26 protein-coding genes and 1 riboswitch are annotated in these 26,769 nt (G+C 71.1%); of the genes, 13 read left to right on the forward strand and 13 right to left on the reverse strand.

The window, feature by feature from the left end; translation table 11 throughout:
- Positions 1–90 precede the first annotated feature (90 nt).
- Positions 91–462 carry a helix-turn-helix domain-containing protein gene (locus tag H508_RS0101760; protein WP_026372793.1) on the forward strand — a complete coding sequence of 124 codons (372 nt, stop codon included), beginning with the start codon at positions 91–93 and terminating at the stop codon, positions 460–462.
- A 6-nt stretch (positions 463–468) separates the two neighbouring features.
- Here H508_RS0101760 and H508_RS0101765 read toward each other — a convergent pair whose 3' ends face one another.
- From H508_RS0101765 to H508_RS13915, 7 genes are all read right to left on the reverse strand, one after another.
- Complete coding sequence (locus H508_RS0101765; protein ID WP_026372794.1) at positions 469–675, reverse strand: hypothetical protein; 207 nt, start codon at positions 673–675, stop codon at positions 469–471.
- Between the two features lie 91 nt (positions 676–766).
- Positions 767–1,888 carry an alanine dehydrogenase gene (gene ald / locus H508_RS0101770; protein WP_026372795.1) on the reverse strand — a complete coding sequence of 374 codons (1,122 nt, stop codon included), beginning with the start codon at positions 1,886–1,888 and terminating at the stop codon, positions 767–769.
- Positions 1,889–1,907: 19 nt separating this feature from the next.
- Entirely contained in the window at positions 1,908–3,386 is a 1,479-nt protein-coding gene (locus tag H508_RS0101775; RefSeq protein ID WP_026372796.1) for an NAD-dependent succinate-semialdehyde dehydrogenase, read from the reverse strand.
- Positions 3,383–4,681, reverse strand: a complete 1,299-nt coding sequence (locus tag H508_RS0101780; protein ID WP_051222501.1) for an aminotransferase family protein — start codon at positions 4,679–4,681, stop codon at positions 3,383–3,385. Before H508_RS0101780 ends, H508_RS0101775 begins: the two co-directional genes overlap by 4 nt.
- Before the next feature lie 108 nt (positions 4,682–4,789).
- The gene (locus tag H508_RS13905; RefSeq protein WP_051222503.1) at positions 4,790–5,686 is read right to left on the reverse strand and encodes a LysR family transcriptional regulator; all 897 of its coding nucleotides are present in this window, start codon (positions 5,684–5,686) and stop codon (positions 4,790–4,792) included.
- A 43-nt stretch (positions 5,687–5,729) separates the two neighbouring features.
- The gene (locus H508_RS13910; RefSeq protein WP_051222505.1) at positions 5,730–6,503 is read right to left on the reverse strand and encodes a FadR/GntR family transcriptional regulator; all 774 of its coding nucleotides are present in this window, start codon (positions 6,501–6,503) and stop codon (positions 5,730–5,732) included.
- A 118-nt stretch (positions 6,504–6,621) separates the two neighbouring features.
- The gene (locus H508_RS13915) at positions 6,622–7,965 is read right to left on the reverse strand and encodes an MFS transporter (protein ID WP_035253616.1); all 1,344 of its coding nucleotides are present in this window, start codon (positions 7,963–7,965) and stop codon (positions 6,622–6,624) included.
- Positions 7,966–8,117: 152 nt separating this feature from the next.
- On the opposite strand from H508_RS13915, the gene H508_RS0101800 reads away from it, so the two are divergent.
- The 4 genes from H508_RS0101800 to H508_RS0101815 all read left to right on the forward strand — a co-directional run bounded on the left by H508_RS0101800 (position 8,118) and on the right by H508_RS0101815 (position 12,764).
- Positions 8,118–9,755 carry an amidohydrolase gene (locus tag H508_RS0101800; protein ID WP_026372798.1) on the forward strand — a complete coding sequence of 546 codons (1,638 nt, stop codon included), beginning with the start codon at positions 8,118–8,120 and terminating at the stop codon, positions 9,753–9,755.
- 26 nt (positions 9,756–9,781) lie between these two features.
- Positions 9,782–10,540 (forward strand): SDR family NAD(P)-dependent oxidoreductase, encoded by a 759-nt coding sequence (locus H508_RS0101805; RefSeq protein ID WP_026372799.1) that lies wholly within the window; start codon positions 9,782–9,784, stop codon positions 10,538–10,540.
- A gap of 70 nt (positions 10,541–10,610) precedes the next feature.
- A complete protein-coding gene (locus H508_RS0101810) occupies positions 10,611–12,341 on the forward strand; it encodes a nuclease-related domain-containing DEAD/DEAH box helicase (protein WP_026372800.1) in 1,731 nt (576 codons plus the stop codon).
- A 39-nt stretch (positions 12,342–12,380) separates the two neighbouring features.
- Positions 12,381–12,764, forward strand: a complete 384-nt coding sequence (locus H508_RS0101815; RefSeq protein ID WP_026372801.1) for a RidA family protein — start codon at positions 12,381–12,383, stop codon at positions 12,762–12,764.
- A 39-nt stretch (positions 12,765–12,803) separates the two neighbouring features.
- On the opposite strand, the gene H508_RS13920 is transcribed toward H508_RS0101815, so the two are convergent.
- Positions 12,804–13,577, reverse strand: coding sequence for an LEM-3-like GIY-YIG domain-containing protein (locus tag H508_RS13920; protein ID WP_051222509.1), 774 nt, complete (start codon positions 13,575–13,577; stop codon positions 12,804–12,806).
- A gap of 131 nt (positions 13,578–13,708) precedes the next feature.
- A riboswitch (SAM riboswitch) is annotated at positions 13,709–13,796 on the forward strand.
- Positions 13,797–13,886: 90 nt separating this feature from the next.
- Between H508_RS13920 and H508_RS13925 the strand changes: the two genes are divergently transcribed.
- The 3 genes from H508_RS13925 (at position 13,887) to H508_RS17020 (ending at position 18,050) form a co-directional block, all read left to right on the forward strand.
- On the forward strand, positions 13,887–15,284 hold the full coding sequence (locus H508_RS13925; RefSeq protein ID WP_084154926.1) for an MFS transporter: 1,398 nt from the start codon (positions 13,887–13,889) through the stop codon (positions 15,282–15,284).
- The gene (locus tag H508_RS0101830) at positions 15,281–16,690 is read left to right on the forward strand and encodes an LLM class flavin-dependent oxidoreductase (protein ID WP_026372802.1); all 1,410 of its coding nucleotides are present in this window, start codon (positions 15,281–15,283) and stop codon (positions 16,688–16,690) included. Before H508_RS13925 ends, H508_RS0101830 begins: the two co-directional genes overlap by 4 nt.
- Before the next feature lie 133 nt (positions 16,691–16,823).
- Complete coding sequence (locus H508_RS17020; RefSeq protein ID WP_211220828.1) at positions 16,824–18,050, forward strand: DNA cytosine methyltransferase; 1,227 nt, start codon at positions 16,824–16,826, stop codon at positions 18,048–18,050.
- Here the strand turns inward: H508_RS17020 and H508_RS13935 are convergent.
- Together H508_RS13935 and H508_RS0101845 are read right to left on the reverse strand one after the other, a co-directional pair.
- Positions 17,990–18,709 carry a SinI family restriction endonuclease gene (locus H508_RS13935; protein WP_051222511.1) on the reverse strand — a complete coding sequence of 240 codons (720 nt, stop codon included), beginning with the start codon at positions 18,707–18,709 and terminating at the stop codon, positions 17,990–17,992. The two genes, H508_RS17020 and H508_RS13935, sit on opposite strands and share 61 nt — an antisense overlap.
- A 174-nt stretch (positions 18,710–18,883) precedes the next feature.
- Complete coding sequence (locus H508_RS0101845; protein ID WP_026372803.1) at positions 18,884–19,804, reverse strand: DUF3883 domain-containing protein; 921 nt, start codon at positions 19,802–19,804, stop codon at positions 18,884–18,886.
- A gap of 186 nt (positions 19,805–19,990) precedes the next feature.
- Between H508_RS0101845 and H508_RS0101850 the strand changes: the two genes are divergently transcribed.
- The 5 genes from H508_RS0101850 to H508_RS0101870 all read left to right on the forward strand — a co-directional run bounded on the left by H508_RS0101850 (position 19,991) and on the right by H508_RS0101870 (position 25,785).
- Positions 19,991–20,977: a methionine ABC transporter ATP-binding protein gene (locus H508_RS0101850; protein ID WP_026372804.1), complete on the forward strand. Its 987-nt coding sequence runs from the start codon at positions 19,991–19,993 to the stop codon at positions 20,975–20,977.
- On the forward strand, positions 20,974–21,786 hold the full coding sequence (locus H508_RS13940; protein WP_084154930.1) for a methionine ABC transporter permease: 813 nt from the start codon (positions 20,974–20,976) through the stop codon (positions 21,784–21,786). The genes H508_RS0101850 and H508_RS13940 overlap by 4 nt, the downstream gene beginning before the upstream one ends.
- Before the next feature lie 9 nt (positions 21,787–21,795).
- Positions 21,796–22,620 carry a MetQ/NlpA family ABC transporter substrate-binding protein gene (locus H508_RS0101860; RefSeq protein WP_026372805.1) on the forward strand — a complete coding sequence of 275 codons (825 nt, stop codon included), beginning with the start codon at positions 21,796–21,798 and terminating at the stop codon, positions 22,618–22,620.
- 160 nt (positions 22,621–22,780) lie between these two features.
- The gene (locus tag H508_RS13945) at positions 22,781–24,475 is read left to right on the forward strand and encodes an HNH endonuclease signature motif containing protein (RefSeq protein WP_035253618.1); all 1,695 of its coding nucleotides are present in this window, start codon (positions 22,781–22,783) and stop codon (positions 24,473–24,475) included.
- Between the two features lie 176 nt (positions 24,476–24,651).
- On the forward strand, positions 24,652–25,785 hold the full coding sequence (locus tag H508_RS0101870; RefSeq protein WP_026372806.1) for an MFS transporter: 1,134 nt from the start codon (positions 24,652–24,654) through the stop codon (positions 25,783–25,785).
- Between the two features lie 18 nt (positions 25,786–25,803).
- Here the strand turns inward: H508_RS0101870 and H508_RS0101875 are convergent, their stop codons facing one another.
- The 3 genes from H508_RS0101875 to H508_RS0101885 all read right to left on the reverse strand — a co-directional run bounded on the left by H508_RS0101875 (position 25,804) and on the right by H508_RS0101885 (position 26,765).
- Entirely contained in the window at positions 25,804–26,181 is a 378-nt protein-coding gene (locus tag H508_RS0101875) for a hypothetical protein (protein ID WP_026372807.1), read from the reverse strand.
- Between the two features lie 121 nt (positions 26,182–26,302).
- On the reverse strand, positions 26,303–26,500 hold the full coding sequence (locus H508_RS0101880) for a hypothetical protein (protein ID WP_026372808.1): 198 nt from the start codon (positions 26,498–26,500) through the stop codon (positions 26,303–26,305).
- Positions 26,487–26,765 (reverse strand): hypothetical protein, encoded by a 279-nt coding sequence (locus H508_RS0101885; protein ID WP_026372809.1) that lies wholly within the window; start codon positions 26,763–26,765, stop codon positions 26,487–26,489. Before H508_RS0101885 ends, H508_RS0101880 begins: the two co-directional genes overlap by 14 nt.
- Between the last annotated feature and the right edge of the window lie 4 nt (positions 26,766–26,769).

The following is a 26,769-nucleotide window of genomic DNA, read 5'->3' on the forward strand; positions in this document are numbered from 1 at the left end:
CGCCGGATGGACGAGGATGGGAGCGCGGGTCGAGAGCTCGACCGGGCAACTCTACCGTAACGTGAGGGTAGAGTTGAAGAGGGAAATCAGATGACAGCCGACGGAACGATGCACATCGGTGAGCTCGCCGAGCGCACCGGCCTCTCGCTGCGCTCGCTGCGCCACTGGGACGAGCTCGGGCTCGTGCACGCGTCGGGCCGCACCGAGGGCGGCTTCCGGCTCTACTCCGAGGCCGACGAGCAGCGGGTGCGGCTCATCATGAGCATGAAGCCCTTCGGCTTCACGCTCGAGGAGCTCGCCGAGCTCGCCGACGCGATCGAGGCGGCGCCGGCGAATCCGCTCAGCGCACTGCCCGACGAGCGCGCGACGTGGTTCCGCGACGAGATGCAGCGCCGCCGCGACAAGCTCGCCCGGCAGCTGGCGGACGCCGACGGGCTGCTGGCACGCATCCAGCCCTCGTAGGAGCGCTCACTCCCCCGCGCGGCCGCGCGCGAAGTGCTTCCGGATGCGGTCGGCCTGCTCGGGCGTGAGGTGCCACTCGGTGCCGATCTCGTGGCCCTCGAACGGGCCGCCGCCATCGGCGGGATTGCGCAGGAAGCCGCGGATCTGCTTGCCCTTGCGGTCCATGCCGAGCTCGCGCGACAGCTCCACGGGGGTGATCGTCGACTCGTCCATGGGCCGAGGCTATCGGCAGGGACCGCGACGCGGACGAGCCGCCCGGCGCCGTGCGGCGCGGGCGGCTCGTCGAACGGGCGGATGCGTCGGACTACGCGTGCGCGAGCGACCGGTCGTCGGCACCGCCAGCCGGCAGATCCGGGAAGGCCTCGGCGACACCCGCGTGCACGATGCGCCCGGCGCGCGTGTTGACCCCCGCGGCGAGCATGCGATCGGCGGCGATCGCCGCCTCCGCACCCCGCTGCGCGATGCGCCGGATGTACGGCAGCGTCGCGTTCGAGAGCGCGCGCGTCGCGGTCTGCGGCACGGCGCCCGGCATGTTCGCGACGCAGTAGTGACGGATGCCGTCGACCTCGAAGGTCGGGTCGGCGTACGTCGTCGCGCGCGACGTCTCGAACGCGCCGCCCTGGTCGATCGCGACGTCGATGAGCAGCGCCGTCGGCTTCAGCAGCCCGAGCTGCGCGCGCGAGACGACCTTCGGCGCCGCGCGGCCCGGCACGAGCACCGCGCCGATCACGACGTCGGCCTGCTCGAGCTCGGCCTCGAGCGTCGCGACGTCCGACATCAGCACGCGGGCGCGGCCGTGCAGCAGCGCGTCGAGCTGACGGATGCGCGTGGGCGACATCTCGAGCACCGTCACCTCGGCCTGCATGCCGAGGGCGAGCTGCGCGGCCTGCGTGCCGACGGCGCCGCCGCCGATGATGAGCACGCGCGCCGGCGCGACGCCCGGGGCACCGCCGAGCAGCACGCCCGGGCCGCCCGCGGGCCGCATGAGGTGCGCAGCGGCCGCGTGCGCCGCGAGGCTGCCGGCGATCTCGCTCATGGGCGCGAGCAGCGGCAGGCTGCCGCCGTCGCTCACGGTCTCGTACGCGATGCCGAGCGTGCCCGACTCGAGCAGCGCCTCGGTGAGCGGCCGGTCGGCCGCGAGGTGCAGGTAGGTGAAGAGCGCGAGGTCGTCGCGCAGGAAGCCGTACTCCTCCGCGATCGGCTCCTTCACCTTCACGAGCAGCTCCACCCGCGTCCACGCCTCCTCGCGCGACACGAGCTCGGCACCTCCGGCGAGGTACTGCTCGTCGGGGAACCCCGCGAGCTCGCCCGCGCCGCGCTCGACGAGCACCTCGTGGCCCGACCGCACGAGGTCCTCGGCGCCCGCAGGCGTGAGCCCGACCCGCGCCTCGCCGGGCTTGATCTCCTTGACGACTGCGATCCGCATCCGCCTGTCCTCTCTCATCTCAGCTGCTCGCGCGTCGCGCGATGTTGTAGAAGCGCACCGACTGGTACTCCTCGAGGCCCTCGGCGCTGCCCTCGCGGCCGAGGCCGGACTGCTTGACGCCGCCGAACGGCGCGGCCGCGTTCGACGGCACGCCCTGGTTGATGCCGACGATGCCGCTCTCGAGCCGATCCGCGACGTCGAGCGCGCGGTCGAGGCTCTCGGTGAAGACGTACGCCGCGAGCCCGAACTCGGTGTCGTTCGCCCGCTCGAGCGCCTCCGCCTCGGTCGAGAACCGCTGGATCGCGGCGATCGGGCCGAAGATCTCCTCGCGGGCGAGGTCGCCGTCGGCCGGCACCCGGTCGAGCACCGTCGGCGCGAAGAAGCGGCCGTCGCCGAGCGCCTCACCGCCCGCGAGCAGCGTCGCCCCGCGCTCGACCGCGTCGCTCGTGAAGGCGCCCATCTGCTCGACGGCGCGGGTGTCGATGAGCGGGCCGAGCACGGTGCCGGCGCCGAGCCCGCCGCCGACCTTCACCTGGCGGAACCGCTCGGCGAGCCCCTCGACGAACGCGTCGGCGATGCCCTCTTGCACGAAGAAGCGGTTCGCGCCGATGCACGACTGGCCGCCGTTGCGCAGCTTCGCCGCGAACGCCCCGTCGATCGCGCGCTCGAGGTCGGCGTCGTCGAAGACGAGGAACGGCGCGTTGCCGCCGAGCTCCATCGACGAGCGCAGCACATTGTCGGACGCGAGGCGCATGAGCGTGCGGCCGACCTCCGTCGAGCCGGTGAACGAGACCTTCCGCACGCGCGGGTCGCGGAGCACCGCCTCGCTGAAGCGCGACGAGCTTGAGGTCGTGACGACCTGCACGAGGTCGGCGGGCACGCCCGCCTGCACCGCGAGCTGCACGGCGAAGATCGTCGTGAGCGGCGTCGCGGTCGCGGGCTTCACGACCGCGGCGCAACCGGCCGCGAGCGCGGGCGCGATCTTGCGCGTCGCCATCGCGAGCGGGAAGTTCCACGGCGTGATGAGCACCGAGAGCCCGACGGGCGCGCGCCGCGTGAGGATGCTCGCGCCGCCGTCGGGCGCGTCGCGGAACCCGCCCGCCGGCCGCACGGCCTCCTCGGCGTACCAGCGCACGAAGTCGGAGCCGTACTTCACCTCGCCGCGCGCCTCCGCGAGCGGCTTGCCCATCTCGCGCGAGATGAGATGCGCGAGCTCCTCGGTGCGCTCGACGAGCAGCGCGTGCCACGCGTGCAGCACGTTCGCGCGCTCCCGCGGGGTCGTGCGCGCCCAGGCCCGACCCGCCGCATCCGCCGCCTCGACGACCCGCAGGGCGCCGTCGACGTCGATGTCGGCGATGTGGGCGATGCGCTCGCCGGTGGCGGGGTCGTCGACCCCGATGCCCTCGGCGGGCAGGTCGAGGCCCCCGATCACCGCGTCGGCGGTGGCGACGGCGGATGCGTCGTGCGCGATGAGCGCGTCGGTCGCGATGGCGCTCATCGGCCGGCCTCCTCGACGATCGCCTGCTCGATCGCGGCGACGTAGTCGACGACCTCGCGGTCGCTGACGATGAACGGCGGGCTCAGCTGCAGCGTGTTGCCGCGCAGCGGGCGGGTGATCACGCCGAGCTCGACCGCCCGGTCGGCGACGCGCTCGTTGCCGATCCGCTCGTCGAGCGAGATGCCGCCGAGGAAGCCCGCGACGCGCACGTCGACGACGGCCTCCTGGCGCTCGCGCAGGGCCTCGAGCTCGCGCCGCAGCACGTCCTCGAGCTCGCGCACGCGCGGCACGAGCCCGTCGCGCTCGAGGATGTCGAGGTTCGCGAGCGCGACGGCTGCCGCGGTCGCGTGGCCGGCGTAGGTGGCGCCGTGCCGGAAGACGGGCGTGTCGGGCGCGTCGACGTAGAACGGCTCCCACAGCCGCGGCGCGACGAGCACGCCGCCGAGCGGCGCGTAGCCCGAGGTGACGCCCTTCGCGAAGGTCACGAGGTCGGGCTCGATGCCGAAGCGCTGAGCGGCGAACATCTCACCCGTCCGGCCGAAGCCGGTGATGACCTCGTCGAGCACGAGCAGGATGTCGTGCTCGCGCGCGAGGCGCTGCAGGCCCTCGAGGTAGCCCGGCTCGGGCGGGTTGACGCCACCGGTGCCCTGCACGGGCTCGGCGACGACCGCGGCGATCCGGTCGGCGCCGAGGCGCTCGATGGTCTCCTCGACCTGCGCGAGGTCGTCGAAGGAGACGCGCGCGGTCTCGGGCACGAGCGACTCGGTGCCGTAGCCCTCGCGGTTGAAGGGCAGGCCAGCGATGCTCGTGCCGTAGGCGTGAAGGCCGTGGTACGCGTGCTCGCGGCTCAGGATGATCTGCTTCGTCGGGCGGCCCTGCTGCTGCCAGTGGCGACGGGCGAGCTTGCACGCGACGTCGATCGCGTCGGAGCCGCCCGAGTTGAGGATGACCTTCGCGCGCTCCATCGGCGCGAGGGCGGCGAGCCGCTCGCCGAGCTCGAGCGCCTTGTCGTTCGAGTAGCGGGCGAAGATGTGGTACGTCTCGAGCCGCTGCATCTGCTCGAACGCGGCACGCGCGAGCTCGGGGTGGGCGTGGCCGACGTTCGCGTGCCAGAGGCCCGCGGTGCCGTCGAAGAGCCGCTGCCCCTCGGTCGTGAAGACGTACGAGCCCTCGCCGCGATCGATGACGAGCTGGCGGCCGAGGATCGAGGGCATGTGCGCCTGCGCCGACCACAGCGCGGGCGCGTCGAGCACCCGGGCGGCGTCCGTGGCGGCGTGGGCATCGGTGAGCGTCATCGCATCTCCTTCTTCGCAGACGTAGGTCGCGCGCCTCGAGCGGGCGCGCACCTCCACGCTAAGCGGCAACACCCGTCAGGTACAGCGACCCTTTCCGACGATCGATCGTCAGCTCTGCTGACGATCCGCGAGCGCGGCTGCGATCGCGTCGCGCACGACGCCGAACCACGGATGCGCGCCGGCGCCCGAGCGGACGAGGAGCAGGATGTCGCGCTCCTCGTTCGCGGGCAGCAGCGGGCTCGGCTCGAGCGCGGAGCCCGCCTCGCGCACGACGAGGTCCGGCAGGAACGCCGCCGCGAGCCCCGCCTCGACGAGCCGCAGGTGGAAGAGCAGGTCGGAGGACTCGTGCGCGACGAGCGGCTCGAGCCCGAGCTCGCGGCAGACGCGCAGCGCCCACTCGGTCGACGGCGCCTCCCGGCGCTCCATGACCCACGGCATCCCCCGCATCTCCTGGAACGACGCGTTCGCGAACCGCTCGGGCAGGTAGCCGCGCACGGGGTCGCGACCGATCACGGAGGCCTCGATCGCGCCCGTCGGGCTCAGCTGCGTGCCGGGGAAGGTGTCGGTCACGACGGCGTCGACCTGCCGCGAGACGAGGCGCAGCACCGCCTCCTCCGGGTCGGCGCGACGCAGGCGCACCTCGAGGCCGGGGTGCTCCTCGGCGAGCCGCTGGAGCGCGGTCGGCATGACGATGCGGCCGATCGACGTGTAGACCGCGACGGTGATGACGCCGCGCGGCTGCTCTCGGGCGGCGGCGAGCTCGGCCTCGGCGTGCTCGAGCGCGGCGAGCACCGCCTCGATGTTCTGCACGAGCTCACGGCCGACCGGCGTCAGCCGCGCGGTGCGGCCCACGCGCTCGAGCAGCACGGCGCCCGTCTCGCGCTCGAGCAGCGAGAGCTGCTGCGAGATCGCGGAGTGGCTGTAGGAGAGCTCGCGCGCCGCCGCCGTGATGCTGCCGTGCAGGGCCACGGCCCGCAGCATCAGCAGTCGCGTGAGGTCGAGCACGGTCGAAGCCTATGCCGGGCGCTCGGTCGAGCGGCCCCGCGCCTCAGGGCGCCGCGAAGTACGCCTCGGCGAAGGGGCGCTCGAGCAGGCCGACGCTGCTCGACGGGCCCTCGAGCCCCTCGAAGTGCGCGCGCATCGCGGCCTCGGCGGCGTCGGGATCGCCAAGGCGGAGCGCCTCGAGGATCGCGCGGTGCGCCTCGAGGTTCCAGTCCGCGGTCGTGCCGCGCCGCACCGACGCGGTGCCCGTGAGAAGCGCGATCTTGTTCATCGGGTTGAGCATGAGCGCGAGCGCCGGCTGGTGCGTCGCGTGCAGGATGCCCGCGTGGAAGGCCGCGTGCGCGCGGTGCGCGGCGAGCTCATCGCCGGCCTCGATCGCATCGAGGAGGGCGCGCTCGTGGCGCGCGAGCGCATCCCAGTCCTCCTCCGTGCCCGCCGTCGCCGCGAGGCGCACGAGCATGGTCTCGATCGCGATGCGGGCGTCCATGACGTCGGCGACCGTCACGGGCGAGCGCGAGAGCAGCGCCACCATCGCGTCGGCGAGCGCGCCGTCGCTCGGCTCGGTGACCATCGTGCCCCGGCCCTGCCGCACCGTGAGCAGGCCGCGGGCGACGAGCGCGCGGACGGCGTCGCGCAGCACGGTGCGGCTGACGCCGAGCGCGGCGCTCAGCTCCGGCTCCGTCGGAAGCAGCGTGCCGGGCGGCAGCTCGCCGCTCAGGATCTGCGCCTCGAGCACGGCGCGGACGCGGTCGCTCTTGAGGTCGCCGACGGCGCCCGAGGCGTCCGACCACGTCGCGCGCACCGCTTCGCTCACCGTCATGGATTGCCTCCCGACCACTGGATCGATCGTAGTGACGAGTGCCGCCGCTGCGCCGTGGATCGGCGGCGCAGCGGCGGCGGCAGCGCAGTGTCGGTCACAGCGCAGTGTCGGTCACAGCTCAGGCCGCGATCGTCTCCTCCTGGCGCGAGAGCACGCGGCCGGCGATGAGGGCGCCGATCACGCACAGGCCCATGATGATGCCGAGCAGCACCGGGATCACCACGACGGCGCTGCCGACGGCGAGGGCGAACGCCGCCGCGATCGACGGGACGAAGCCGCCGATGAGGCCGCCGATGTTGTACGAGACCGCGACGCCGGAGTAGCGGTAGCGAGCGCTGAAGAGCTCGGAGAGCATCGTGCCGAGCGGGCCGTAGGGGATGCCGAGCGCGCCGATGCCGATCGCGACGCCGGCGATCACGAGCACCTCGATGCCCGAGCCGAGCATGAAGGCGATCGGGATGACGAGCACCGCCGCGGCCGCGCCGCCGAGGGCGACCGTCTTCCACGCGCCGATGCGGTCGCCGAGGCGGGCGCCGATGTAGATGCCGATCGCCTCGAGCACCGCGCCGACCATCGTCGCGACGAGCAGCTTCCACGGCTCCATGCCGAGCTCGCCGGTGCCGAAGTTCACCGCATACGTCGTCATGAGGAAGAAGCCGCCCGAGGCGAACAGCACCGTCGCGACCACGATGAGCACGCGGCCGCCCGCGTGGCGGAAGACCTCGATGAGCGGCAGCTTCGTGACCTTCTGCTGCTCGGCGCGCTGCACCTGCACGACGTCGGTGAACACCGGCGACTCCTCGACCTTGAGGCGCATGTAGAGCGCGATCGCGAGGAAGACGAACGAGAGGAGGAAGGGGATGCGCCAGCCCCACGAGAGGAGCTGGTCGTCGGGCAGGAGCGTGACGAGCGACACGATGCCCGAGGAGAGGAGGGTGCCTGCGGGCGAGCCGTACTGCGGCATCGCGCCGTAGAAGGCGCGCTGCTTGGCGGGCGCGTGCTCGACCGCGAGCAGCACCGCACCGCTCCACTCGCCGCCGAGCGAGAGGCCCTGGATGAAGCGCAGCGTCGTGAGCAGGATGGGTGCCGCGAAGCCGATCGCGTCGAAGGTCGGCAGCAGGCCGATGATGCCGGTCGAGAGGCCGATGACGAGCAGCGTGACGATGAGCGTCTTCTTCCGCCCGATCCGGTCGCCCAGGTGGCCGAAGATGATCGCGCCGACCGGGCGGGCGACGAAGCCGATGCCGAAGGTCAGGAGCGACAGCACGGTGCCGACCGCGGGATCGAAGCTCGGGAAGAAGAGCTCGTCGAAGACGAGCGCGGCGAAGAGGCCGTAGATGAAGTAGTCGTACCACTCCATCGCCGTGCCCATGAAGGAGGTCGTCGCGACCCTCCGCAGGCGCTTGATGTCCTGTGCCTCGCGGCTCGTCTGCCGCTCGGTGGCTGCTGGCGTGGTTGCCATGGCTGTGCTCCGTCCAAGGGGAACCGGCGGCGGCGTCGATGCCACTCGCCATCGTTAGGTCATACATACTATGTTTGAGATCGACACGGATCGCAAGCATCGGCTTCCGAGGTGCCCGGCGATCCGACGACGACGATGTCGGAGGAGCTGCCATGAAGGTCGACCTGATCGTGCGCAACGCGCGCATCGACACCCGCGACGAGCGCCGGCCGAGCGCGAGCGCGCTCGCCGTGCTGCACGGCCGCGTCGTGGCGCTCGACGAGGAGGTCGAGGGCCTGACGGCGCGCGAGACGCTCGACGCGAAGGGCCTCGCCCTCCTGCCGGGCTTCAACGACGTGCACGCCCACTCGGTCTGGTTCGGCACGACGCTCATGGAGGCCGACCTCTCGGGCGTCGCGTCGCTCGACGACATCTACGACCGCATCGAGGCGCAGGCGGCCGGCACGAAGCCCGGCGAGTGGGTCGTCGGCGCGGGCTACAACCCCGTGCTGCTGCAGGGCGCGGTGCCGGATCGGGATGCCCTCGACCGCGCGAGCGGCGGCCGTCCCGTCTGGATCAAGCACGCATCCGGCCACTCGGGCCAGGCGAGCAGCGCGGGCTTGGCCGCGGCGGGCGTCGCCGACCGCGACGTGCCGGAGCTCGACGGCGGCAAGATCGTGGTCGGCCGCGATGGCCGCCCGACCGGTGTGCTCGAGGAGCGCGCCATGGCGCTCGTGCAGGAGATCCTGCTCCCCTACCCGCTCGCCTCGCTCGAGCAAGCGCTCGAGCTCGCGACCGCGCAGTACGCGCGCGAGGGGATCACGAGCGTGACGGATGCGGGGGTCGCCGGGGGCTGGATCGGTCACGCCCCAGCCGAGCTCGCGGCGTACCAGGCCGCGCGCGATGCGGGTCGCCTGCGCACGCGCATGCAGGTCATGCCGGTGATGGACGCGCTGCACGAGCTGCCCGGGCACGACGACGAGCCGGCGCGGCGCGGCTTCGGCGCCGGGATGCGCACGGGCTGGGGCGACGAGTGGCTGCAGCTCGGCCCGGTCAAGGTCTTCACCGACGGCTCGATCCTCGGCCGCACCGCGCACATGCGCGAGGAGTACGAGCACTGCCCCGGCTACCACGGCTACCTGCAGGACGATCCCGAGGCGATGCGCACCCGCATCCGCGAGACGGCGGCCGCCGGCTGGGCGCTCGCGCTGCACGCGGTCGGCGATGCGGCGCTCGACTTCGCCCTCGACGCGATCGAGGAGGCGACTCGCGCGAACGGCTGGCCGCCCGTGCCGAACCGCGTCGAGCACGGCATGGTCGTGCGCCCCGACCAGCTCGAGCGGCTCGCGCGGCTCGGCGTCGCGTGCGTCGTGCAGCCGAGCTTCATCACCGCCTTCGGCGAGGGCATCCGCGGCCCGGTCGGCAAGCGGCGCGGCGAGATGTCGATCCGCGCGCGCAGCCAGCTCGACGCCGGCATCCCGCTCGCCTTCTCCTCCGACCGGCCGGTCGCGCCGGGGGCGCCGCTGCTCGGCATCCAGTCGTTCGTGCGCCGCATCAGCGAGGAGGGGCTCGTCTACGGCGAGCACGAGCGCATCTCGGTCGACGAGGCCGTGCACGCGGCGACGGTCGGCTCGAGCGAGGTCACCGGCCAGCAGGCGCAGAAGGGCCGGCTCGCGCCCGGCCAGCTCGCCGATATGGTCCTCCTCGAGGCGCACCCGCGCGAGGTCGACTCGGCCGAGATCGGCGCGATCCCCGTGCGCGCGACGATCGCGGGCGGGCGCTTCACGCACCGCGACGCCGACGTGGCCTGACGCTCTCGACCGTGGGAAGGCATCCGATGACCACTCCAGACGACACCGGCGCGCGCGTCGCGCTCGTGACCGGCGGCACCTCGGGCTTCGGCGTCGAGATCGCCGCGAGGCTGCGGGCCGACGGCATGCGCGTCGCCGTCACCGGCCGCCGGGCGCCTGCCGGCGAGGCGGCCGAGCGGCTGGGCGATGCGCTCTTCGTCGCGGGCGACCTCACCGAGCCGGGCGCGCCCGACCGGATCGTGGCGGAGGTGGTGGATGCCTTCGGCCGGCTCGACGTGCTCGTCAACAACGCGGGCAGGCGGCACGCGGGCCTGATCGTCGACAACCCGGTCGAGGAGCTCGTCGACGTGTTCGCCCTCAACACGATCGCCGCCATGGCGATGACGGCGGCGGCCGCGCGGGCGATGATCCCGACCGGCGGCGGCGCGATCATCAACATGCTGTCGCGCCTCGCGTCATCGGGCGTGCCGACGCTCACGACCTACACGGCGTCGAAGGGGGCCCTCGCCGCCTACACGCAGGGCGCCGCCGTCGAGCTCGCGCCCCACAACATCCGCGTGAACGCCGTCGCGCCGGGCATGGCGCGCACGCCGCTCATCGAGGACTGGCTCGCCGACCAGCCCGACCCCGATCGCGCGCTCGCCGACACGCTGCGCGACATCCCGCTCGGCCGGCTCGCGACGCCCGAGGACGTCGCGGCCGCCGTCGCGTACCTCGCCTCGCCGGAGGCCGCGTACGTCACGGGCGCGAGCATCGCGGTCGACGGCGGCTACACGGCGCGGTAGCGCGCCTGCGGCTCCGGCGGCGCGGGCGGTCGCGCGCAGCCGCGGCTCGCCATCCGGCTACGTTGAGCCCATGGCCACGATGATCCCCGGCGCACTCCGCCCCGGCACCCCGCCCGGCGAGGCGAAGGTCTTCGAGGCGCTCCGCGACCACCCCGGCACGGCCGACTGGATCGTCTGGCACGGCCTGCCCATCCGCCACCACGAGACGCAGGTCGAGGGCGAGGCCGACTTCGTCATCGTGATCCCCGGCGAGGGGATGCTCGTGGTCGAGGTGAAGTCGCACGAGCGCGTCGAGGTCGGTGACGACGGCCTCTGGAGGCTCGGGAGCCAGGAGCCCACGTCGCGCTCGCCCTACGACCAGGCGATCGAGAACGCGAGGAGCCTGCGCTCGTGGATCCTGCGGCGCGCCTACGACCCGCGGTACCCGATCTGGCACGCGGTGTGGTTCCCGAACCGCGGCGGCGAGCTCGTCAAGCAGCTCGAGGCGCGCATCGACGTCACGCCCGACGCGACGCTCACGCGCCCCGACCTGCAGTTCGACCGGCTGGTGACGAGCCTCATCAAGGCGCTGCGGGCGGGCGAGCGCGAGCTGCGCGCGCGAGGCGTGCGCTACGAGGAGGGGCGGCCGACCCAGGCTGACCTCGCCGAGGCCCGCGACCTGCTGACGCCGCCCGTGACGTGGCAGCAGGCGAGCGCCGACGCGCGAGCCGCTCGCGAGCGCGACCTGCGCGAGGCGACCGAGCGGCAGGAGGAGGCGCTGCAGTACTTCGCGCACTACCCGCGGCTCGTCGTCGAGGGCCCCGCCGGCACCGGGAAGACGAACATCGCAGTGCGCGCGGCGCTGCAAGCCGCCAACCGGGAGGAGCGCGTGCTGCTGACGTGCTTCAACAGGAAGCTCGAGGCCGAGCTGCGGCACCGGTTGCGCGATCGCGAGGAGGTCACGGTCGCGCGCGTCCACCACCTCATGCTCGCCATCACCGGCATCACTCCCCCACCCGACGCCGATGACGCCTGGTGGAACGGCGCCCTGCCCGACGCCACCCTGGCGATCACCCGCGCATCCGGCTTCGCGCCGCCCTACTCGTGCCTCGTCGCCGACGAGGCGCAGGACCTCGCGCGCGACTCGACGCTCGACGTGCTCGACAGCCTGCTCGAGGGCGGCCTCGCCGGCAGCCGGGTCATCGTCGCCGGCGACTTCGACGGGCAGGACATCTACCGCCCACGCCACGCTCGCTCGTCGAGTAGCCCGGCGGAGCCGGGCGTATCGAGACGAGAGACGCTCCTCGCCCGCCTCTCCGACGCCGGCCGCATGGCCGTGACCCGCAACGTGCGCCAGCGCCCCGAGCTCGCCGCCTTCGTCGAGGAGCTGCTCGGCGACGACGTCTACGAGCAGTACGATCGCGCCGAGCTCGGCGTCGAGTGCGGCCAGATCCTGCGGTTCGACTCCGCCGAGCAGCAGCAGGCGCAGCTGCAGCAGGTGCTGCGAGCCCTGTGGGAGGAGGGCTGGGAGCCGCGCGACATCCTCGTGCTCTCCCCTCGCCGCGCGTCGGCGGCCCGTCACGCGACGGGCTCGGTGGCGGATGCGCTGGCCCCCGACGACGCCGACGGTCCCGGCATCCGGTGGGGCACGGTGCACCTCTTCAAGGGGCTCGAGGCGCCGGTCGTCGTGCTCACCGACGTGGACGGTGCCACGCCAGGCTGGCGCGACCTGCTCTACGTCGGTGCCACGCGGGCGACCGAGCGGCTCGTCGTGCTCACGTCGCTCGACGAGATCGCAGACCGCGCGCCGCTCCCGCACTGACCCTCGCGCGCCGGGAAGGCCGGGTCTACCGTCCGGAGCATGACGAGGAGGATCATCACGACGAGCGACGCCCCCGGCTCCGCACTCTTCGCTCAGGGCGTCCGCGTCGGCTCCACGATCTACGTGTCCGGGATGGTCGGCATCGACCCGCAGACGGGCCAGCTCGCGGGAGCGTTGATCCAGAGCCAGACCACGCAGGCCCTGCACAACTGTGCATCGGTCCTCCAGGCCGCGGGCTGCACGCTGGACGACGTCGCGATGGTGACCGTGCTGCTCGCGCATCCGGACGACTTCGCCGGCATGAACGAGGCCTACGCGGCCGTGTTCGCTACCGACCCGCCCGCTCGCGCGGTCGCCCGGCTCGGTCCGGAGCTGCCCGGCGTGCTCGTGTCGATCGCGCTGACTGCGCACGTCGGCCGCTGACCAGCACGACCGCGAGCGCTCGCGATCCTGTCCGCCAGTTCAGGCGTCACTCGCTCCCGTGTCCCGAGACCCTGGATAGCCGTCGAGGAAGCGCCGGTACATCACCTGATTGGGGAAGGCGTCTCGGACCTGGGTGCCGAGCAGATGCGCGAGCTCGGGTGCTGGCTCGCCGATGAAACCCCACCTGTCCTTGCCCTCGTCCCAAGGCATCTCCGACGGGAACCACGAATCGACTCGGTACGCGCCGCGCACGATGCCGTAGGCGATGCCCAGTGCGTACGCCGCCCGGTCGCGGACCCATCCGGCGATCTTCCAGTGACCGCGCGTCGCGTCGTAGATCTCCCTCTCGTTCATGTCGGCGCGCCAGCCGTTCTGGATCTTGAGCATGATCACCGGCTCAGGGATCGGCGGGCACGGCTTGGCCTGGTGCCGCGCGACGACAGCGGGCAGTGTGGCGAGGCCGTGCTGGCCCGAGTGATGACCGCGAACGAGGTTCGTGAGCGGGTGATGGTCGGCGTGGAAGGCGTCGATGACTGCCTGCTCGACGATGAACGCCGTGTGCTCGTCCTCGATGCCGGTGCGGAGGAACAGCAGGTCGACCGGCTGGCCGCTGGCCTCGATCTCGTTGATCGTCCGGATCTTGGCCCGCTCGGAGGCGAGGTCGGCGCCCGCTTCCCGAACGTGGGCGTTGATGCGGTCGCCGATGCCCTTGCCGACGTAGAAGACCTTGCCGTCGCGCGGATCGCGGAGCGCGTAGACGTAGTAGCGCAAGACGTCCGCGACCTCACCCGGAATGCGAGCGTCGGCCGCCATGCTCGAATGCTACTGAGCGGCTGACGCTCCACTGCCGTGTCCGGCGGCGCCAGCATGTCGCGCATCCGCTCTGTTACCGACCGTGACGGGCCACCCGTGCGCTCCCAGCTCCGCGCTCCTACGTTGAGAGCACACCATCCAGAGCGGCTGAGAGACCTGGCTCGACGACGCCGCAGCAACCCGTGATCGCGCGGGTGCTTCGGCCAGGACCGATGGATCTCCCGCATCGAGACCGGCCGAGGCCGGCATCGACCGAGCCCGCTGCGCGTGCCCGGATGCGGCTCCCTTGGGCTACGAGAGGACCACCGCATGACCAGCATCGACCGGAGCGCGCAACGACGGCGCGTGCTCGCCTCCTCCTTCGTCGGCACCACGATCGAGTGGTACGACTTCTACCTCTACGGCACCGCATCCGCCCTCATCTTCAGCACGCAGTTCTTCCCCGAGGGCAGCGCGCTCGCCGGCACGATCGCGTCGTTCGCGACGCTCGCGGTCGGCATCGTGGTGCGACCGCTCGGCGGCATCATCGCCGGACACCTCGGCGACCGCATCGGGCGCAAGTCGCTGCTCGTCGCCTCGCTGCTGCTCATGGGCGTCGCGACGACGATCATCGGCCTGCTGCCGAACTTCGCGGCGATCGGCTGGTGGGCGGTCGTCGGGCTCATCGTGCTGCGCGTCCTGCAGGGCCTCTCGGCGGGCGCCGAGTGGGGTGGATCGGCGCTGCTGAGCGTCGAGCACTCGCCAGCCCGGCACCGCGGGCTCTTCGGCTCGTTCACGCAGCTCGGCTCCTCGGCGGGCATGCTGCTCGCGACCGGCGCCTTCTTCATCGTGCAGCAGGTGCTGAGCGCCGAGCAGTTCAGCGACTTCGGCTGGCGCATCCCGTTCCTCGTCTCGGCGGCGCTCGTCGCGTTCGGGCTGTGGATCCGGCTCGGCGTCGAGGATGCACCCGAGTTCGAGGAGCACCGCTCGACCGGCGTCACACGCGCGCCGGTCGCCGAGCTGCTGCGCAACCACCGGCGCCCGCTGCTCATCACGATCGGCCTGCGTCTCGGCCAGAACGCCGTCTACTTCCTCATCACCGTCTACATGCTCAGCTACCTCTCGAGCGAGCGCGGTGACACGACGTCGGGCGTCACCGCCGTCATGATCGCCTCGGCGCTCGGGCTCGTCGCGACGCCGCTGTGGAGCTGGCTCTCCGACCGAGTGGGCCGCCGTCGCGTCTCGATCTTCGGCTACGCATCGATCGGCGTCTTCGGCTGGGCGCTGTTCGCGTTCCTCGACGCCGGCCCGCTCGCGCTGCTGCCGCTCGTCGTCGTCATCGGCGTCAACATCACCCACGACTCCGTCTACGGCCCGCAGGCCGCGTGGTTCGCCGAGCAGTTCCCGGTGCACGTGCGCTACTCGGGCGTGAGCCTCGGCTACCAGATCGGCTCCGTGCTCGGCGGCGGCCTCATGCCGATGATCGCCGCGCTGCTGTTCTCCGCCGGCGGCAACGAGCCGTGGCTCATCGCCGGCTACCTGTCGGTGCTCGCGGCGCTCTCGATCGTGGCTGCCCTCTTCGCCGCCGACCCCGCGCGCGACCGCCCCGGCACCGACCTGGGCGACCTGCATAGCGCGACCGAGCGCATCCGCTCTCAATCCGACCCTGAGACCACCCTGACCGAGGCCGAGCCCGCGCTCACCGCCACCGAGAGGACCGCACGATGACCCGCCCCCTGCTGCTGAGCGCCTTCGAGATGCTCGTGCCCAACCACCAGTCGCCAGGCCTCTGGCGGCACCCCGAGTCGCAGGCGCGCGACTTCGACACGCTCGGCTACTGGACCGAGCTCGCGAAGACGCTCGAGCGCGGCGGCTTCTCGGCGCTGTTCCTCGCCGACATCCCGGGCGTCTACGACGTCTACGGCGACGGCATCGAGGCGACCGCACGCGGCGGCGTGCAGTTCCCGGTGCTCGACCCGCTCGTCGCGGTGCCGGCGATGGCGGCTGTCACCGAGCGGCTCGGCTTCGGCGTCACGGCGTCGGTCACCTACGAGTCGCCCTACCTGCTCGCGCGCACGCTCACGACACTCGACCACTTCACCGGCGGCCGCATCGCGTGGAACATCGTGACCTCCTACCAGGACTCCGCCGCGCGCAACCTCGGCTACGACAAGCAGCTGCCGCACGACGTGCGCTACGACCGCGCCGACGAGTACATGCAGGTCATGTACAAGCTCTTCGAGGGCTCGTTCGAGCCGGATGCGGTGGTCGCCGACAAGGAATCGGGGGTCTGGGTCGACCCCGACCGCGTGCACCCGATCGGGCACGAGGGCGAGTGGTTCAAGGTGCCGGGCTACGCGCTCGCGCACCCGGGGCCGCAGGGCACGCCCTACCTCTTCCAGGCAGGCGCGTCGAGCCGCGGACAGGCGTTCTCGCTCGACCACGCGGAGGCGATCTTCTTCTCGGGGTCGACGCCGCAGCTCGTGCGGCGCTGGGTCGACGGCGTGCGCGACGGGCTCGTCGAACGGGGACGGTCGGCGGATGCGGTGAAGATCCTGACGATCGCGACCGTGATCGTCGCCGAGACCGACGAGGAGGCGCAGGCGCGGCTCGAGGAGTACCGGCAGCACGTCGACATCGAGGGCGCGCTCGCGCTCTTCGGTGGCTGGACCGGCGTCGACCTCTCCGGGCTCGACCCGGATGCGACGCTCGAGCACGTGCAGACGGAGGCGAACCACTCGGCACTCGCGTCGTTCACGACCCTCTCGACCGGCCGCAAGTGGACGGTGCGCGACCTCGCCGAGTTCGTCGCGATCGGCGGCCGCGGCCCGGTCATCGTCGGCTCCCCCACCACGGTCGTCGACGAGCTCGAGCGCTGGCGCGAGGAGTCGGGCGTCGACGGCTTCAACATCACGGCGGCGGTGCGGCCGGCGGACATCGAGCGCTTCGTCGATCTCGTGACTCCGGAGCTGCGGCGACGCGGGCTGCTGCCCGAAGCGGGCGATGAGTCGCAGGGGCTCACGCTGCGCGAGCAACTAGCCGGCGCTCATGCTCAACTCCCGCCGGATCACGTCGGTTCGAGCTTACGACGCGAGGGAGCACGCGCTAGCACCATTGCCCCTCGACGCAGTTGAAGCACCGCATGGCTGCACGCGATGTGGCGGACAAGTCGAGACATTCAGAGATCTGCGACACGTCGAGACAGCTGCGCTCCTCCCGAGCCTTGGCGCAGCCTTGTGGGCGCTCAGCAGTACGGTGGAGACCAGCATGCAACACAACCCAGCCCTTGCCTCGCCATCGATTCGTCCCCGCCCGGACAACGACGCTGGCAACGAGCCGCCACTGCGGGCTCTGAGCTTCTTCTCCGGTGCGATGGGCCTCGATCAAGGTCTGGAGATCGCCGGCTTGCACACGCTTCTGGCTTGCGAGAACGACCGCGCGAGCAGGGCAACGATTGCCGCTAACCGGCCGGACATCCCGATTCTCGAAGACATCAACAAGTACTCCGCGTCGGACGTGCGGGCCGCAGCGGGATTGACCTCGGACGAGCCCATCGATGTGGTTGCAGGAGGGCCACCCTGTCAAGCGTTCAGCACCGCGGGCGCTCGGCGCGGATTTAGCGACGATCGAGGCAACGTATTCCTGAAGTTCATTTCTTTGGCCGCTGAGCTGGATCCAGAATTTGTAGTAATCGAGAACGTCCGCGGATTGCTTTCGATGCCCGCTGCTAACGCCGGCAGTGCGGGAGATCGCTACAATCACCGGTTCGGCGCAATCGAATTGGTGTCGGATCGACTTCGTGACGCAGGCTACGAGGTGACTTTCAATTTGTACAACGCGGCTAACTTCGGAGTTCCGCAGGTGCGTGAGCGAGTCGTGCTGGTCGCCGCACGAGGTCGCCGCTTGCCCTACCTCATGCCGACTCACAGCAACGACCCTGCATTCGGTCTCGCGCCGTGGCAGACGCTTCGCGAGGCGATTTCCGACCTAAGAGGGCGGCCTCATCAGCACGAGGAGTTCCCCGAGAAGCGTCTCAGGTTCTTTCGACTCCTGGAGGAGGGCCAGTACTGGCGACACCTCCCTGCTGAGTTGCATGCCGAAGCAATGGGGAAGAGTCTTATGCTGGGTGGCGGAAAGACAGGCTTTTACCGACGCCTTGCATGGGACAAGCCGTCACCGACATTGGTTACGAGTCCCACGATGCCGGCGACCGACCTCGGACATCCGGAGGACTTGCGACCCCTTAGCGTCGAAGAGTATCGACGTATTCAGCAGTTCCCAGACTCTTGGCATATTGAGGGCAAGATCCGCGATAAATATCGTCAGCTCGGCAACGCTGTGCCGGTAGGGCTTGGACAAGCTATCGGCGACCTCATCGTTCGCGCCCGGCGAGGCGAGTATATGGATCCTCCAGCGGGCTTCCCCTTCTCGCGCTACAAACTAACGTCGGATCGCGACTTGCTGGCGAACTCCTCACCCGCGGCGCGAACATAGGCTCGGAAACCTTCCTCCGACAGCGTGCCGGCAGCCTCGATGGGGAACGAGGCCCAGTTGGTGCTGCCGTTCTTGGCATGGAAGCGCCACCACTTCGAGATATCGGTTCCCTTGCGGATCGCAGAACTGGATGAATTTTCAGTATTGTTGCGGCTTTTGACCTGTAGGGCGTGCCACTCTGCGCGCCCGTCAGGGGTGTGCTTGATGAAGTCGACCGCTCGAACCGAGCTGCCAGAGCACCAGACCCATCCCAGCGGCTCAAGCTCTTGAGCGATGTAGCGCTCAAGCAGTTCGCCGGAGAGGTTCTCTGCGACCATCGCGAGGCGGTGTGACTCCACAGCGCGCCGCAGCTCCGTGGGGGCGAATCCATAGAAGGTCTCGAGGATGTCGTCCATCAAAGGATCCTCGGCGGTGCCCGGCTGCGCGGGTGCGAGCACTGCGCGCCCCGCTCGGAACTTGTTGCCGAGATTGACGACGTATCCGACTGAGCCCGGCTTCGGAGCCATCGCACCTCTACCCACCGTAGGCATCAAACCGGGCGAGTAGTCGAGGAAGTCCAACACAACTTCAAACTTGGAGCGCAGGACACCGTCGAACTTGAGGCGCTGAAGCGCTTGCTCGATTGTGCTCGGGGACAGGGATGACAGCACGCTCACCATCGGCGCTCCACTATTTCGATGCGCCTTGGCGCGAGTCCGCGAAGAGGAATCTCTCGCTGCCTCGCAGACTACGTGAGCCTGAGTCACTAATCAAGCGGGTCAGCAGTGCTCGGTCGCGGCCCGGCGTGGATCTCGTGCAGTCCGGCCAAGACTTCGAGGGCCGCCGTGCTGCAACTACGAGGCGTCCGAGCCGCTGGGCAGTTCGTACTCGAGCTGAAGGTTGCGGAGGTGCCGATCTTCGGGGTACCAGTCTTGCCAGCGCCTGAGCTCTCCCCCGTAGCAGACATACTGCTGATCATCGTCTCTCACGAACTGTATGGCGTCCACAACGACGAGATCGGTGTAAGGGTAGACCCGAGCGTTTTGCACTTCATTCGTTGTGAGCAGTACGGTTCCAACCCTCGGAAGCGAGGATCCCTTCACCTCGACGCGCCGGATCTTGCTGGCCAGCGTCAACTCGAGGTCGTACGGCTTACCCAGCTCAGTGACATCTCTCGCTCCACGCCGCTCATACCACTGACGCGCTGCCGCCACCGAGTACCGCTCGATCGCAAGACGAAGCTGAGTGTCGGACAAGAACCGCGGCCCGCCTCTCGCTGCGGTCGTTGGAACGCGTGGCAACGCCTGGCCGGTATCGATGTCGAATACTACAGGCAGCTCGAGCCCCACGAGCGCAAGGATCTCGAAGAGCTCCACAGGAAACTTGGTGAAATACGCCTGGTGGGCTCGCAATGGTCGGTACGGCGAGAAGTTGAATGGGAAGTACTTGTAGTTGTCGTAGGCCGATTCAAGGACCGTCTGGGCGCGCATCAACTGCGCCTCAACTTCACGAACGTCCGTCAGCGAAATGATTCGCTCGAACGCCTCGAATTCGGCTAGCGGTACGACCCAACACTCCTGAGCCCGGCCGGCCCAAACCCTGGTGCCGACACTGGCCCCCTCCAGGACGACTGACGTCCCGATGAAGCCTTCCCCGCTGCGCCAATGCAGCACCACGTCGCCCGGCATCACGAACTGCAGCAACTGGTGTGACCAGTTCTTCGATTTTGGGGCGAACAGCTCCTCCCCCTGCAGCGGTCGGCTTAGCTTCTCCATCCAATATCTTTGCGCTGGATAGTTCTTCCACCATGCATGCATAGCGGCAGCATAGAGGCGCCGCGCGACTCCGGACGCGCGCATCCTCTCGGTCTGCGCGTCACACTCCGTCACATCCCGCCGCGCTATCTGACAGCGTGAGACCATGGAAGGCGACCCTCCGCATCCGCACCGGGAGCCTCCCCCATGATCACGATCGACCACGTCAGCCGGCGCTTCGGCGACGGCCCCGACGCCGTCGTCGCGCTCGACGACGTCTCCATCGAGGTGCAGCGCGGCGAGATCTTCGGCGTCGTCGGGCAGTCGGGCGCCGGCAAGTCGACGCTGCTGCGCACCGTCAACGCGCTCGAGCGGCCCGATTCCGGCACCGTGACCGTCGACGGCACCGTCATCACCGGGCTCGAGGGCGCTGCCCTGCGGCAAGCCCGCCACAAGATCGGGATGGTCTTCCAGCACTTCAACCTCGTCGGCAACCGCACGGTCGCGCAGAACGTCGAGTTCGCGCTCGAGGCGGTCGGCGTCAAGGGCGACGAGCGCCGCCGCCGGGCGCTCGAGATGCTCGACCTCGTCGGCCTCGCCCACCGCGCGAACGACCGCCCCGCGCAGCTCTCCGGCGGCCAGCGCCAGCGCGTCGGCATCGCCCGCGCGCTCGCCTCGCAGCCCGACGTGCTGCTGAGCGACGAGGCGACGAGCGCGCTCGACCCCGAGACGACCCGGCAGATCCTCGACCTCATCAAGCGCCTCTCGGGCGAGCTCGGCCTCACCGTGCTCCTCATCACCCACGAGATGGACGTCGTCAAGCGCATCTGCGACTCCGCCGCCCTCATGGAGCAGGGCCGCGTCGTCGAGCAGGGCGCGCTCGAGCAGCTCATCCGCACGCCCGGCTCGCGCGTCGCCGCCGAGCTCTTCCCGGTCGGCGAGGCGCACTACACGCCCGGCCACCGCATCATCGACGTCACCTACACGGGCCTCAGCGCCGACCGGCCGGTCATCGCGCAGCTCTCGCGCGACTTCGGCCTCGACGTGTCGATCCTCGGCGCCGCACTCGAGACGATCCGCGGCCACCAGGCCGGCCGCACGCGCCTCGCCGTGCCCGGTGACGCATCCGTCGCCCTCAAGGTGATCGACCGGCTCACGTCGCAGGGCGTGACCGCGTGGGAGGTGCACCCGTGATCGACCCCGCCGCGCCGGAGTTCTGGCCGCAGCTCTTCGCCGTGCTCCTCGAGGGCACGTGGGAGACGCTCTACATGACGGCGATCGCGATGGCGATCACGTTCGTCGTCGGGCTGCCGCTCGGCATCGTGCTCGTCGGCACCGAGCCCGGGCGCTTCCTCGAGGCGCCGCTCGGCCGGCGCTGGCTCGGCCGCGCGATCAACGCGGTGCTGGGCTTCGTCGTCAACCTCGGCCGCTCGGTGCCGTTCATCGTGCTGATGATCGCGCTCATCCCGGTGACGCGCTGGCTGCTCGGCTCGTTCATCGGCACCGGCCCCGCGATCGTGCCGCTCACGCTCGTCGCGATCCCATTCTTCGTGCGCGTCGTCGAGATCGCCGTGCGCGAGGTCGACCCGGGCCTGTTCGAGGCGGCCGAGTCGCTCGGCGCCTCCCGCTGGCTCGTCGTGCGGCGCGTGCTGCTGCCGCAGGCGTGGCCCGCGATCGCGCTCGGCACCGCCACGACGGTCACCTCGATCATCAACTTCTCGGCGATGGTCGGCGTGGTCGGCGGCGGCGGCCTCGGCAACGTCGCCCTCACCTACGGCATGCAGCGCTACAGCGCCCTCCACATCGTCTTCGTCGTCATCATCCTGTTCGTCATCGTGCAGGTCGTGCAGTGGCTGCTCACTCGGCTCGCACGACGCCTCAGCGGCGCCACCCCCGCCGCCGGCCGCACCGCCCGACGGACCGAGCGCGCCGCGCTCGACCTCGACGACGCATCCATCGTCTCCGCGCCCGCCCGCGGCGACGCCGACTCCCCCACCCGTTAGGAACCACCCATGGCCAACCGCCGCTCCCTCATCACCGCCCTCGCCGCGGGCGCGACCGTCGTCGCGCTCACCGCCTGCACCTCCGGCGCCGCCGACACCGCCGCGCCCGAGGACGGCTCGCTCGGCGCCGTGCGCGTCGGCGCGCTCCCCGTGCCGGCCGGCGACATCCTCAACTGGGTGGACGAGAATCTCGCGGATGCCGAGGGTCTCGACATCGAGTACGTCGAGTTCACCGACTACAACACTCCGAACCCCGCCCTCACCGACGGCTCGACCGAGGCGAACCTCTTCCAGAACGCGACGTTCATGGAGACCTACAACTCGCAGGCGGGCGGCTCGCTCGTCTCCGTCGGCGAGGTCTACCTCCCGGCCGCCGCCTTCTACTCCGACTCGATCACGTCGATCGACGAGCTCGGCGAGGGCGCGACGATCGCCATCCCGAACGACCCGACGAACGAGGCGCGCGCGCTCGAGATCCTCGCGGCCGAGGGGCTCATCGAGATCGCCGAGGGTGCGACGAACCTCGACGGCATCACCGCGAACCCGTCGAACTTCCGCTTCACCGAGGTCGAGAACGCGACGCTGCCGCTCGCGATCCCCGACAACGATGCCGTCTTCGTCACCGCCTCGTTCGCCCTGCCGGCCGGCCTCACGCAGGACCAGGCGATCCTGACCGAGGGCGACGACTCGGAGTACTTCAACATCCTCGCGACGACGCCCGAGCTCGAGAGCGACCCGCGCATCGCGAAGCTCTACGAGCTGCTCACGACCGAGGAGACGCAGCAGTACATGCTCGACACGTGGGGCGGCCTGATCGTCCCGGTCGCGCGCTGATCGACCGGTCTCCCCTCACCGCGCCGCGTGCTCTGAGCACGCGGCGCGGTCGTCGTCTCCGGAATCGTTCGCGTGTCAGTGGTCGCCCTTAGTCTTCGCGCAACGAGGTCGGGAGTGGATGTGGGTGGCCCCATCTACCCTCCTCGCAAGGGAGGCAGCGATGTCGAGCACCGAGCGGGCAGGAGCGGCGGTCGAGGCCGCTCGCGCGCTGCTCGCGGACGCCCCGTCCTTCCCCACCGCGCCGCGCGATGACGTCATCGAGGTGCTCGGCAGGGTCGCCGAGCTCTCACGCATCGTCGACACGCTGCAGGTGCGGCTGGCGCACGAGGTCGAGGAGCGCTCGCAGGGCCCGACCGACGAGCCGCTGTCGCTGGTGCTCGGCGCGCGGCACCCCAAGGAGGCGATCGGCAGGGCCTTCGGCATCCGGCCGGGTCGCGCGCTCGACCTGCTCGTCATGGCTCGGGCGGTCTCGCCGTCGCTCGGGCTCACCGGCGCCACCATCCCCGCGAAGTACCCCGCGGTCGCGGCCGGGCTGACCGAGGGCGAGCTGTCGTTCGCGCAAGCGCACGCGATCCTCTCGACGCTCGAGCCGGCCGCAGCCCGTGCGGATCTCGAGCAGCTCGCGCTCGCCGAGCAGAAGCTCGTCCAGCACGCGACCGACCCCGCCATGCCGCTGCCGCCGGAGCAGCTCACGGTGCTCGCCCGCCGCTGCGTCGCGCTGCTCGATCCCGACGGGATGCTCCCGAACGACGAGAAGCAACGGGCGCTGCGGTCGCTGCGCATGCGGCAGCAGCCCGACGGGTCGTGGGTAACGATCATCCGCTCCCCTGCCGAGGATGGCTCGAAGCTCAAGGCGATGACGGATGCGTTCAGCGGCCCGCGCGTGAAGGTCGCCTTCCACGACGACCGCTGCGCGAAGGGCGGCTGCGACGGCACCGACTGCGACGCCGAGGGCTCGCTCGACGACCGCACCCGCGAGCAGAAGGCGCACGACGCGCTCATCGCCGCCGTCACCGCGTACGCCGCCTCCGCCGACGCGCCGCTCGCCGGCGGCGAGCCACCCGTGCTCACCTTCGTCGGCACCGTCGAGGCCTACAGCGCGCACGTGCAGGGCCTCACCAGCACCGACTGCACGCTCACGATCGAGCACACCGGCAGCCTCATCCCCATCCAGGGCATCGACCAGCTGCTCTGCTTCGCCGACACCCACCAACTCATCGTCGACGAGGACGGGCACCCGCTGTGGCTGGGTCGCGTGAAGCGGCTCTTCACGCGGGCGCAGAAGCGCGCGCTCGCCAAGCGCGACAAGGGCTGCCGCGTTCCCGGTTGCGGCATGCCGGTCGCCTGGTGCGAGACGCACCACATCGTCCCCTGGCAGCTCGGCGGCAAGACCGACATCGACAACGGCATTCTCGTCTGCAGTTACCATCACCACGAGATCCACGCGGGCCGATTGCGGGTCGAGAAGGCCGGACCACGGCCAGGCCAATGGCGCATCGTCGCCGAGCTCCAGCCCGCGCGCACCCGCACCGCCGTCCTCTCGTTCGCGGGTCTGCAGACACCGTCCGAGAGCCCGCGGAGCCTCGCTGCCGCCGCGCCGGCATCGCTCGCGGTGAAGCTGCCCGACTTCCCCGCGCGCAGCGGCGAGCCGCGCAGCGCGATCCCCGCCGAGCCCGTTGCCCAGGACCCGGTCGGACAGGTCGAGCGATCCATCCGCCCACCGCGGCGGCACCGGCGGCCGAGCATCGTGACCGAGCGGCACCTCCGCGCACTGCTCGAGCGGCACGGCCGTGCTCGAGAGCACAGCGCCCGCGCCGATGCGCTGCCGAGACCGGGCATCGTGCTCCGCCGCTGATCGGTATCGCTGATCGAACGGCTGCGCGCACGGCGCGCGCACCGCGCATCCCTCTCCTTGCAGCGCGTGAGGGGCATGCTTGAGGGATGCACTCCCCTCGTGACGCCAGTCGGCACCCGTCTGCGTCCGCGTCGTCGGCCGCCCGAGTCGCGGCGCACGAGGGGAAGGCAGCGGGGATGCGGCAGCTCGCCGCCTCGGTGCCGATCCGCACGGCCGCGAGCGGTGCGCAGATCGCGATCCCGATCCTCGTCGTGTCGATCACGGGCGACATCGCGCTCGGCGCCGCTCTCGCGGCGCTCGCGCTCGTGCCGAGCATCATCGCGGCGCCGCTCGTGGGTGCGATCCTCGACCGCGTGCACCGGCCGCGGCCGCTCATGATGGGGGCGGCCGCCGGCACCGCGGTCGCCTACGGATTGACGGCCGCGCTCGATCCGCTGCCGGTGTGGCTCGTCGCGATCGCGCTCGTGCTGAGCGGGCTGCTCAACCCGTTCGGCTTCGGCGGGCTCTCGAGCTTCGTCGCTCCGGCCGGCACCGACGCGCGCCGCGCCTACGCGCTCGATGCCCTCAGCTACAACCTCTCGGGCGTCGCGGGCCCCGCGCTCGTCGCGCTGCTCGCGCCGACGCTCGGTCCGCGCTGGGCGCTCGCCTCGATGGCCGCCATCGCGCTCGTCTCGCTCGCCGCCTACCCGCTGCTGCGCATCGAACGGCGCGAGGCCGAGCGCAAGGGCCTGTGGCGCTCGATCGGCGCGGGCCTCGTCGCCCTCTCGACGCACCGGCCGCTCGCGACGATCACCGTCTCCGGCACGCTCGTCGAGTTCGGTCGCGGGATCATGCCCATCGCCGCGATCGGCATCGCGCTGCTCGCGACGGGCGATGCCGCCGCGAGCGCCTTCATCGTCACCGCCTTCGCGATCGGCGCGCTCATCGGGGCCATGGTCGAACCCATCCGGCGCACGAACGCATCCGCACAGGCGACGATGCTCGTCGGCTTCGCCCTGACGGGTCTGGCGACGCTCGCCGCCGCGCTCGACCTCGGCTTCTGGTGGACGATCGTGCTGGTCGGCCTCTCTGGCGCGTTCAGCGCCGCGCCGACCGCGGCGATGCTGACCCTCCGGCGCCTCGAGAGCCCCGACGACGTCGTCGCGCAGGTCTTCACGGTCGGCTCCGCGCTGCGCACGACGGCGAGCGCGGCCGGTACGGCCGTCGCCGGCCTCCTCGCCGGGCTCGATCCGCTGCTGCTGCTCGCCGCCTCGGGGGCCGTCTGGCTGGTGGGGGCGCTCACGATGCTCGCGTTCCCGCGCTCACGCTGACACGCGGCGCCGCGCGACTCAGGCCGCGGGGACCTCGGCGACGGCGGGCGGCGCGTCGGTCGCAGCCGCCGCTGCGCCGCGGCCCGCGGGCGCGTCGTCGGCGGGCGACCACGGCGCGACGCTCGCGGTCTCGTGGAAGCGCGTGAACGCATCCGCCGTCACCCCTTGGCGCTCGAAGTCTGCCGCGAGGGTCGCCCAGCACTCGAGCTCGGGCAGGGCTCGCCGCAGGGTCCAGTCGTGCCATAGGACGAGGCGCAGCATCGGCGAGATGACCGCCGCGCCCTCACGTCGCGGGAAGGCGAGCAGCGCCTGAGTCCAGGCCTCGGCGTCCGCGCGGCGCCATCCAGCCCACACGCTCGGCTCGGGCACCGTCAGTGCCCGGTCGTCCTGCAGCATCCGTCTTCTCCCTCGGGGCGCGAAGTGCACCATGGGTGACAGTACGGCCTACCGGTGCCGACACTCAACCGAAACTGAGGATTTCCGTGCCTGTCGGCGAGAAGAACGCGGGAAAGCGGTGCTAGGCGAGCCCAGCCTCGCGATTCGTGCGCGGCGGCGAAGGCGCATCCGCCTCTGCGGGAGCCGGCGCGAGCTCGGGGTTCCGACGCGCGACGATGCGGCGCAGCACGGCGACCCCGATCACGACCACGATGGGGAAGGCGACGGCGATGCCCACCGCCAGCAGCACGGCAGGGTTGAGGAGCTCACTGAGCGGCATGATCGCGCGCCCGCTTCCAGGCGCCGTCGACGAGCGTGAGCTCGATCGATTCGCCGTGCTCGGTGGCGTCCGCGAGGTGCATGCGATTCATGCCCGCTCCTGCGATGGGGAGTGCGATCTCTTGGTGCGACGGGGAGGAGAGGGCCGCGGATCTGCGATGACCGGCGGGGGATGCGTTCAGCTCGGCGAGGATCTCGTCGGTGTCGGCACCCGTGGAGGCGACGTTCTTGACTGACTCGATGGTGATGCGTCGAGCGTACTCCACTGGG

This window comes from Agrococcus lahaulensis DSM 17612, from assembly GCF_000425105.1.
Lineage (GTDB): Bacteria > Actinomycetota > Actinomycetes > Actinomycetales > Microbacteriaceae > Agrococcus > Agrococcus lahaulensis.

Excerpts from the sequence above, each read along its gene's own strand:
- H508_RS0101810 (WP_026372800.1), top strand. The coding sequence starts at position 10,611 with ATGGCCACGATGATCCCCGGCGCACTCCGCCCCGGCACCCCGCCCGGC.
- H508_RS0101880 (WP_026372808.1), bottom strand. The coding sequence starts at position 26,500 with ATGCCGCTCAGTGAGCTCCTCAACCCTGCCGTGCTGCTGGCGGTGGGC.
- H508_RS0101850 (WP_026372804.1), top strand. The coding sequence starts at position 19,991 with ATGATCACGATCGACCACGTCAGCCGGCGCTTCGGCGACGGCCCCGAC.
- H508_RS0101860 (WP_026372805.1), top strand. The coding sequence starts at position 21,796 with ATGGCCAACCGCCGCTCCCTCATCACCGCCCTCGCCGCGGGCGCGACC.
- H508_RS0101815 (WP_026372801.1), top strand. The coding sequence starts at position 12,381 with ATGACGAGGAGGATCATCACGACGAGCGACGCCCCCGGCTCCGCACTC.
- H508_RS13910 (WP_051222505.1), bottom strand. The coding sequence starts at position 6,503 with ATGACGGTGAGCGAAGCGGTGCGCGCGACGTGGTCGGACGCCTCGGGC.
- H508_RS13945 (WP_035253618.1), top strand. The coding sequence starts at position 22,781 with ATGTCGAGCACCGAGCGGGCAGGAGCGGCGGTCGAGGCCGCTCGCGCG.
- H508_RS0101845 (WP_026372803.1), bottom strand. The coding sequence starts at position 19,804 with ATGGAGAAGCTAAGCCGACCGCTGCAGGGGGAGGAGCTGTTCGCCCCA.
- H508_RS0101800 (WP_026372798.1), top strand. The coding sequence starts at position 8,118 with ATGAAGGTCGACCTGATCGTGCGCAACGCGCGCATCGACACCCGCGAC.
- H508_RS0101775 (WP_026372796.1), bottom strand. The coding sequence starts at position 3,386 with ATGAGCGCCATCGCGACCGACGCGCTCATCGCGCACGACGCATCCGCC.
- H508_RS0101805 (WP_026372799.1), top strand. The coding sequence starts at position 9,782 with ATGACCACTCCAGACGACACCGGCGCGCGCGTCGCGCTCGTGACCGGC.
- ald (WP_026372795.1), bottom strand. The coding sequence starts at position 1,888 with ATGCGGATCGCAGTCGTCAAGGAGATCAAGCCCGGCGAGGCGCGGGTC.
- H508_RS13925 (WP_084154926.1), top strand. The coding sequence starts at position 13,887 with ATGACCAGCATCGACCGGAGCGCGCAACGACGGCGCGTGCTCGCCTCC.
- H508_RS17020 (WP_211220828.1), top strand. The coding sequence starts at position 16,824 with ATGCAACACAACCCAGCCCTTGCCTCGCCATCGATTCGTCCCCGCCCG.
- H508_RS0101780 (WP_051222501.1), bottom strand. The coding sequence starts at position 4,681 with ATGACGCTCACCGATGCCCACGCCGCCACGGACGCCGCCCGGGTGCTC.
- H508_RS13935 (WP_051222511.1), bottom strand. The coding sequence starts at position 18,709 with ATGGTGAGCGTGCTGTCATCCCTGTCCCCGAGCACAATCGAGCAAGCG.
- H508_RS0101760 (WP_026372793.1), top strand. The coding sequence starts at position 91 with ATGACAGCCGACGGAACGATGCACATCGGTGAGCTCGCCGAGCGCACC.
- H508_RS0101870 (WP_026372806.1), top strand. The coding sequence starts at position 24,652 with ATGCGGCAGCTCGCCGCCTCGGTGCCGATCCGCACGGCCGCGAGCGGT.
- H508_RS13920 (WP_051222509.1), bottom strand. The coding sequence starts at position 13,577 with ATGGCGGCCGACGCTCGCATTCCGGGTGAGGTCGCGGACGTCTTGCGC.
- H508_RS0101765 (WP_026372794.1), bottom strand. The coding sequence starts at position 675 with ATGGACGAGTCGACGATCACCCCCGTGGAGCTGTCGCGCGAGCTCGGC.
- H508_RS0101830 (WP_026372802.1), top strand. The coding sequence starts at position 15,281 with ATGACCCGCCCCCTGCTGCTGAGCGCCTTCGAGATGCTCGTGCCCAAC.
- H508_RS0101875 (WP_026372807.1), bottom strand. The coding sequence starts at position 26,181 with ATGCTGCAGGACGACCGGGCACTGACGGTGCCCGAGCCGAGCGTGTGG.
- H508_RS13915 (WP_035253616.1), bottom strand. The coding sequence starts at position 7,965 with ATGGCAACCACGCCAGCAGCCACCGAGCGGCAGACGAGCCGCGAGGCA.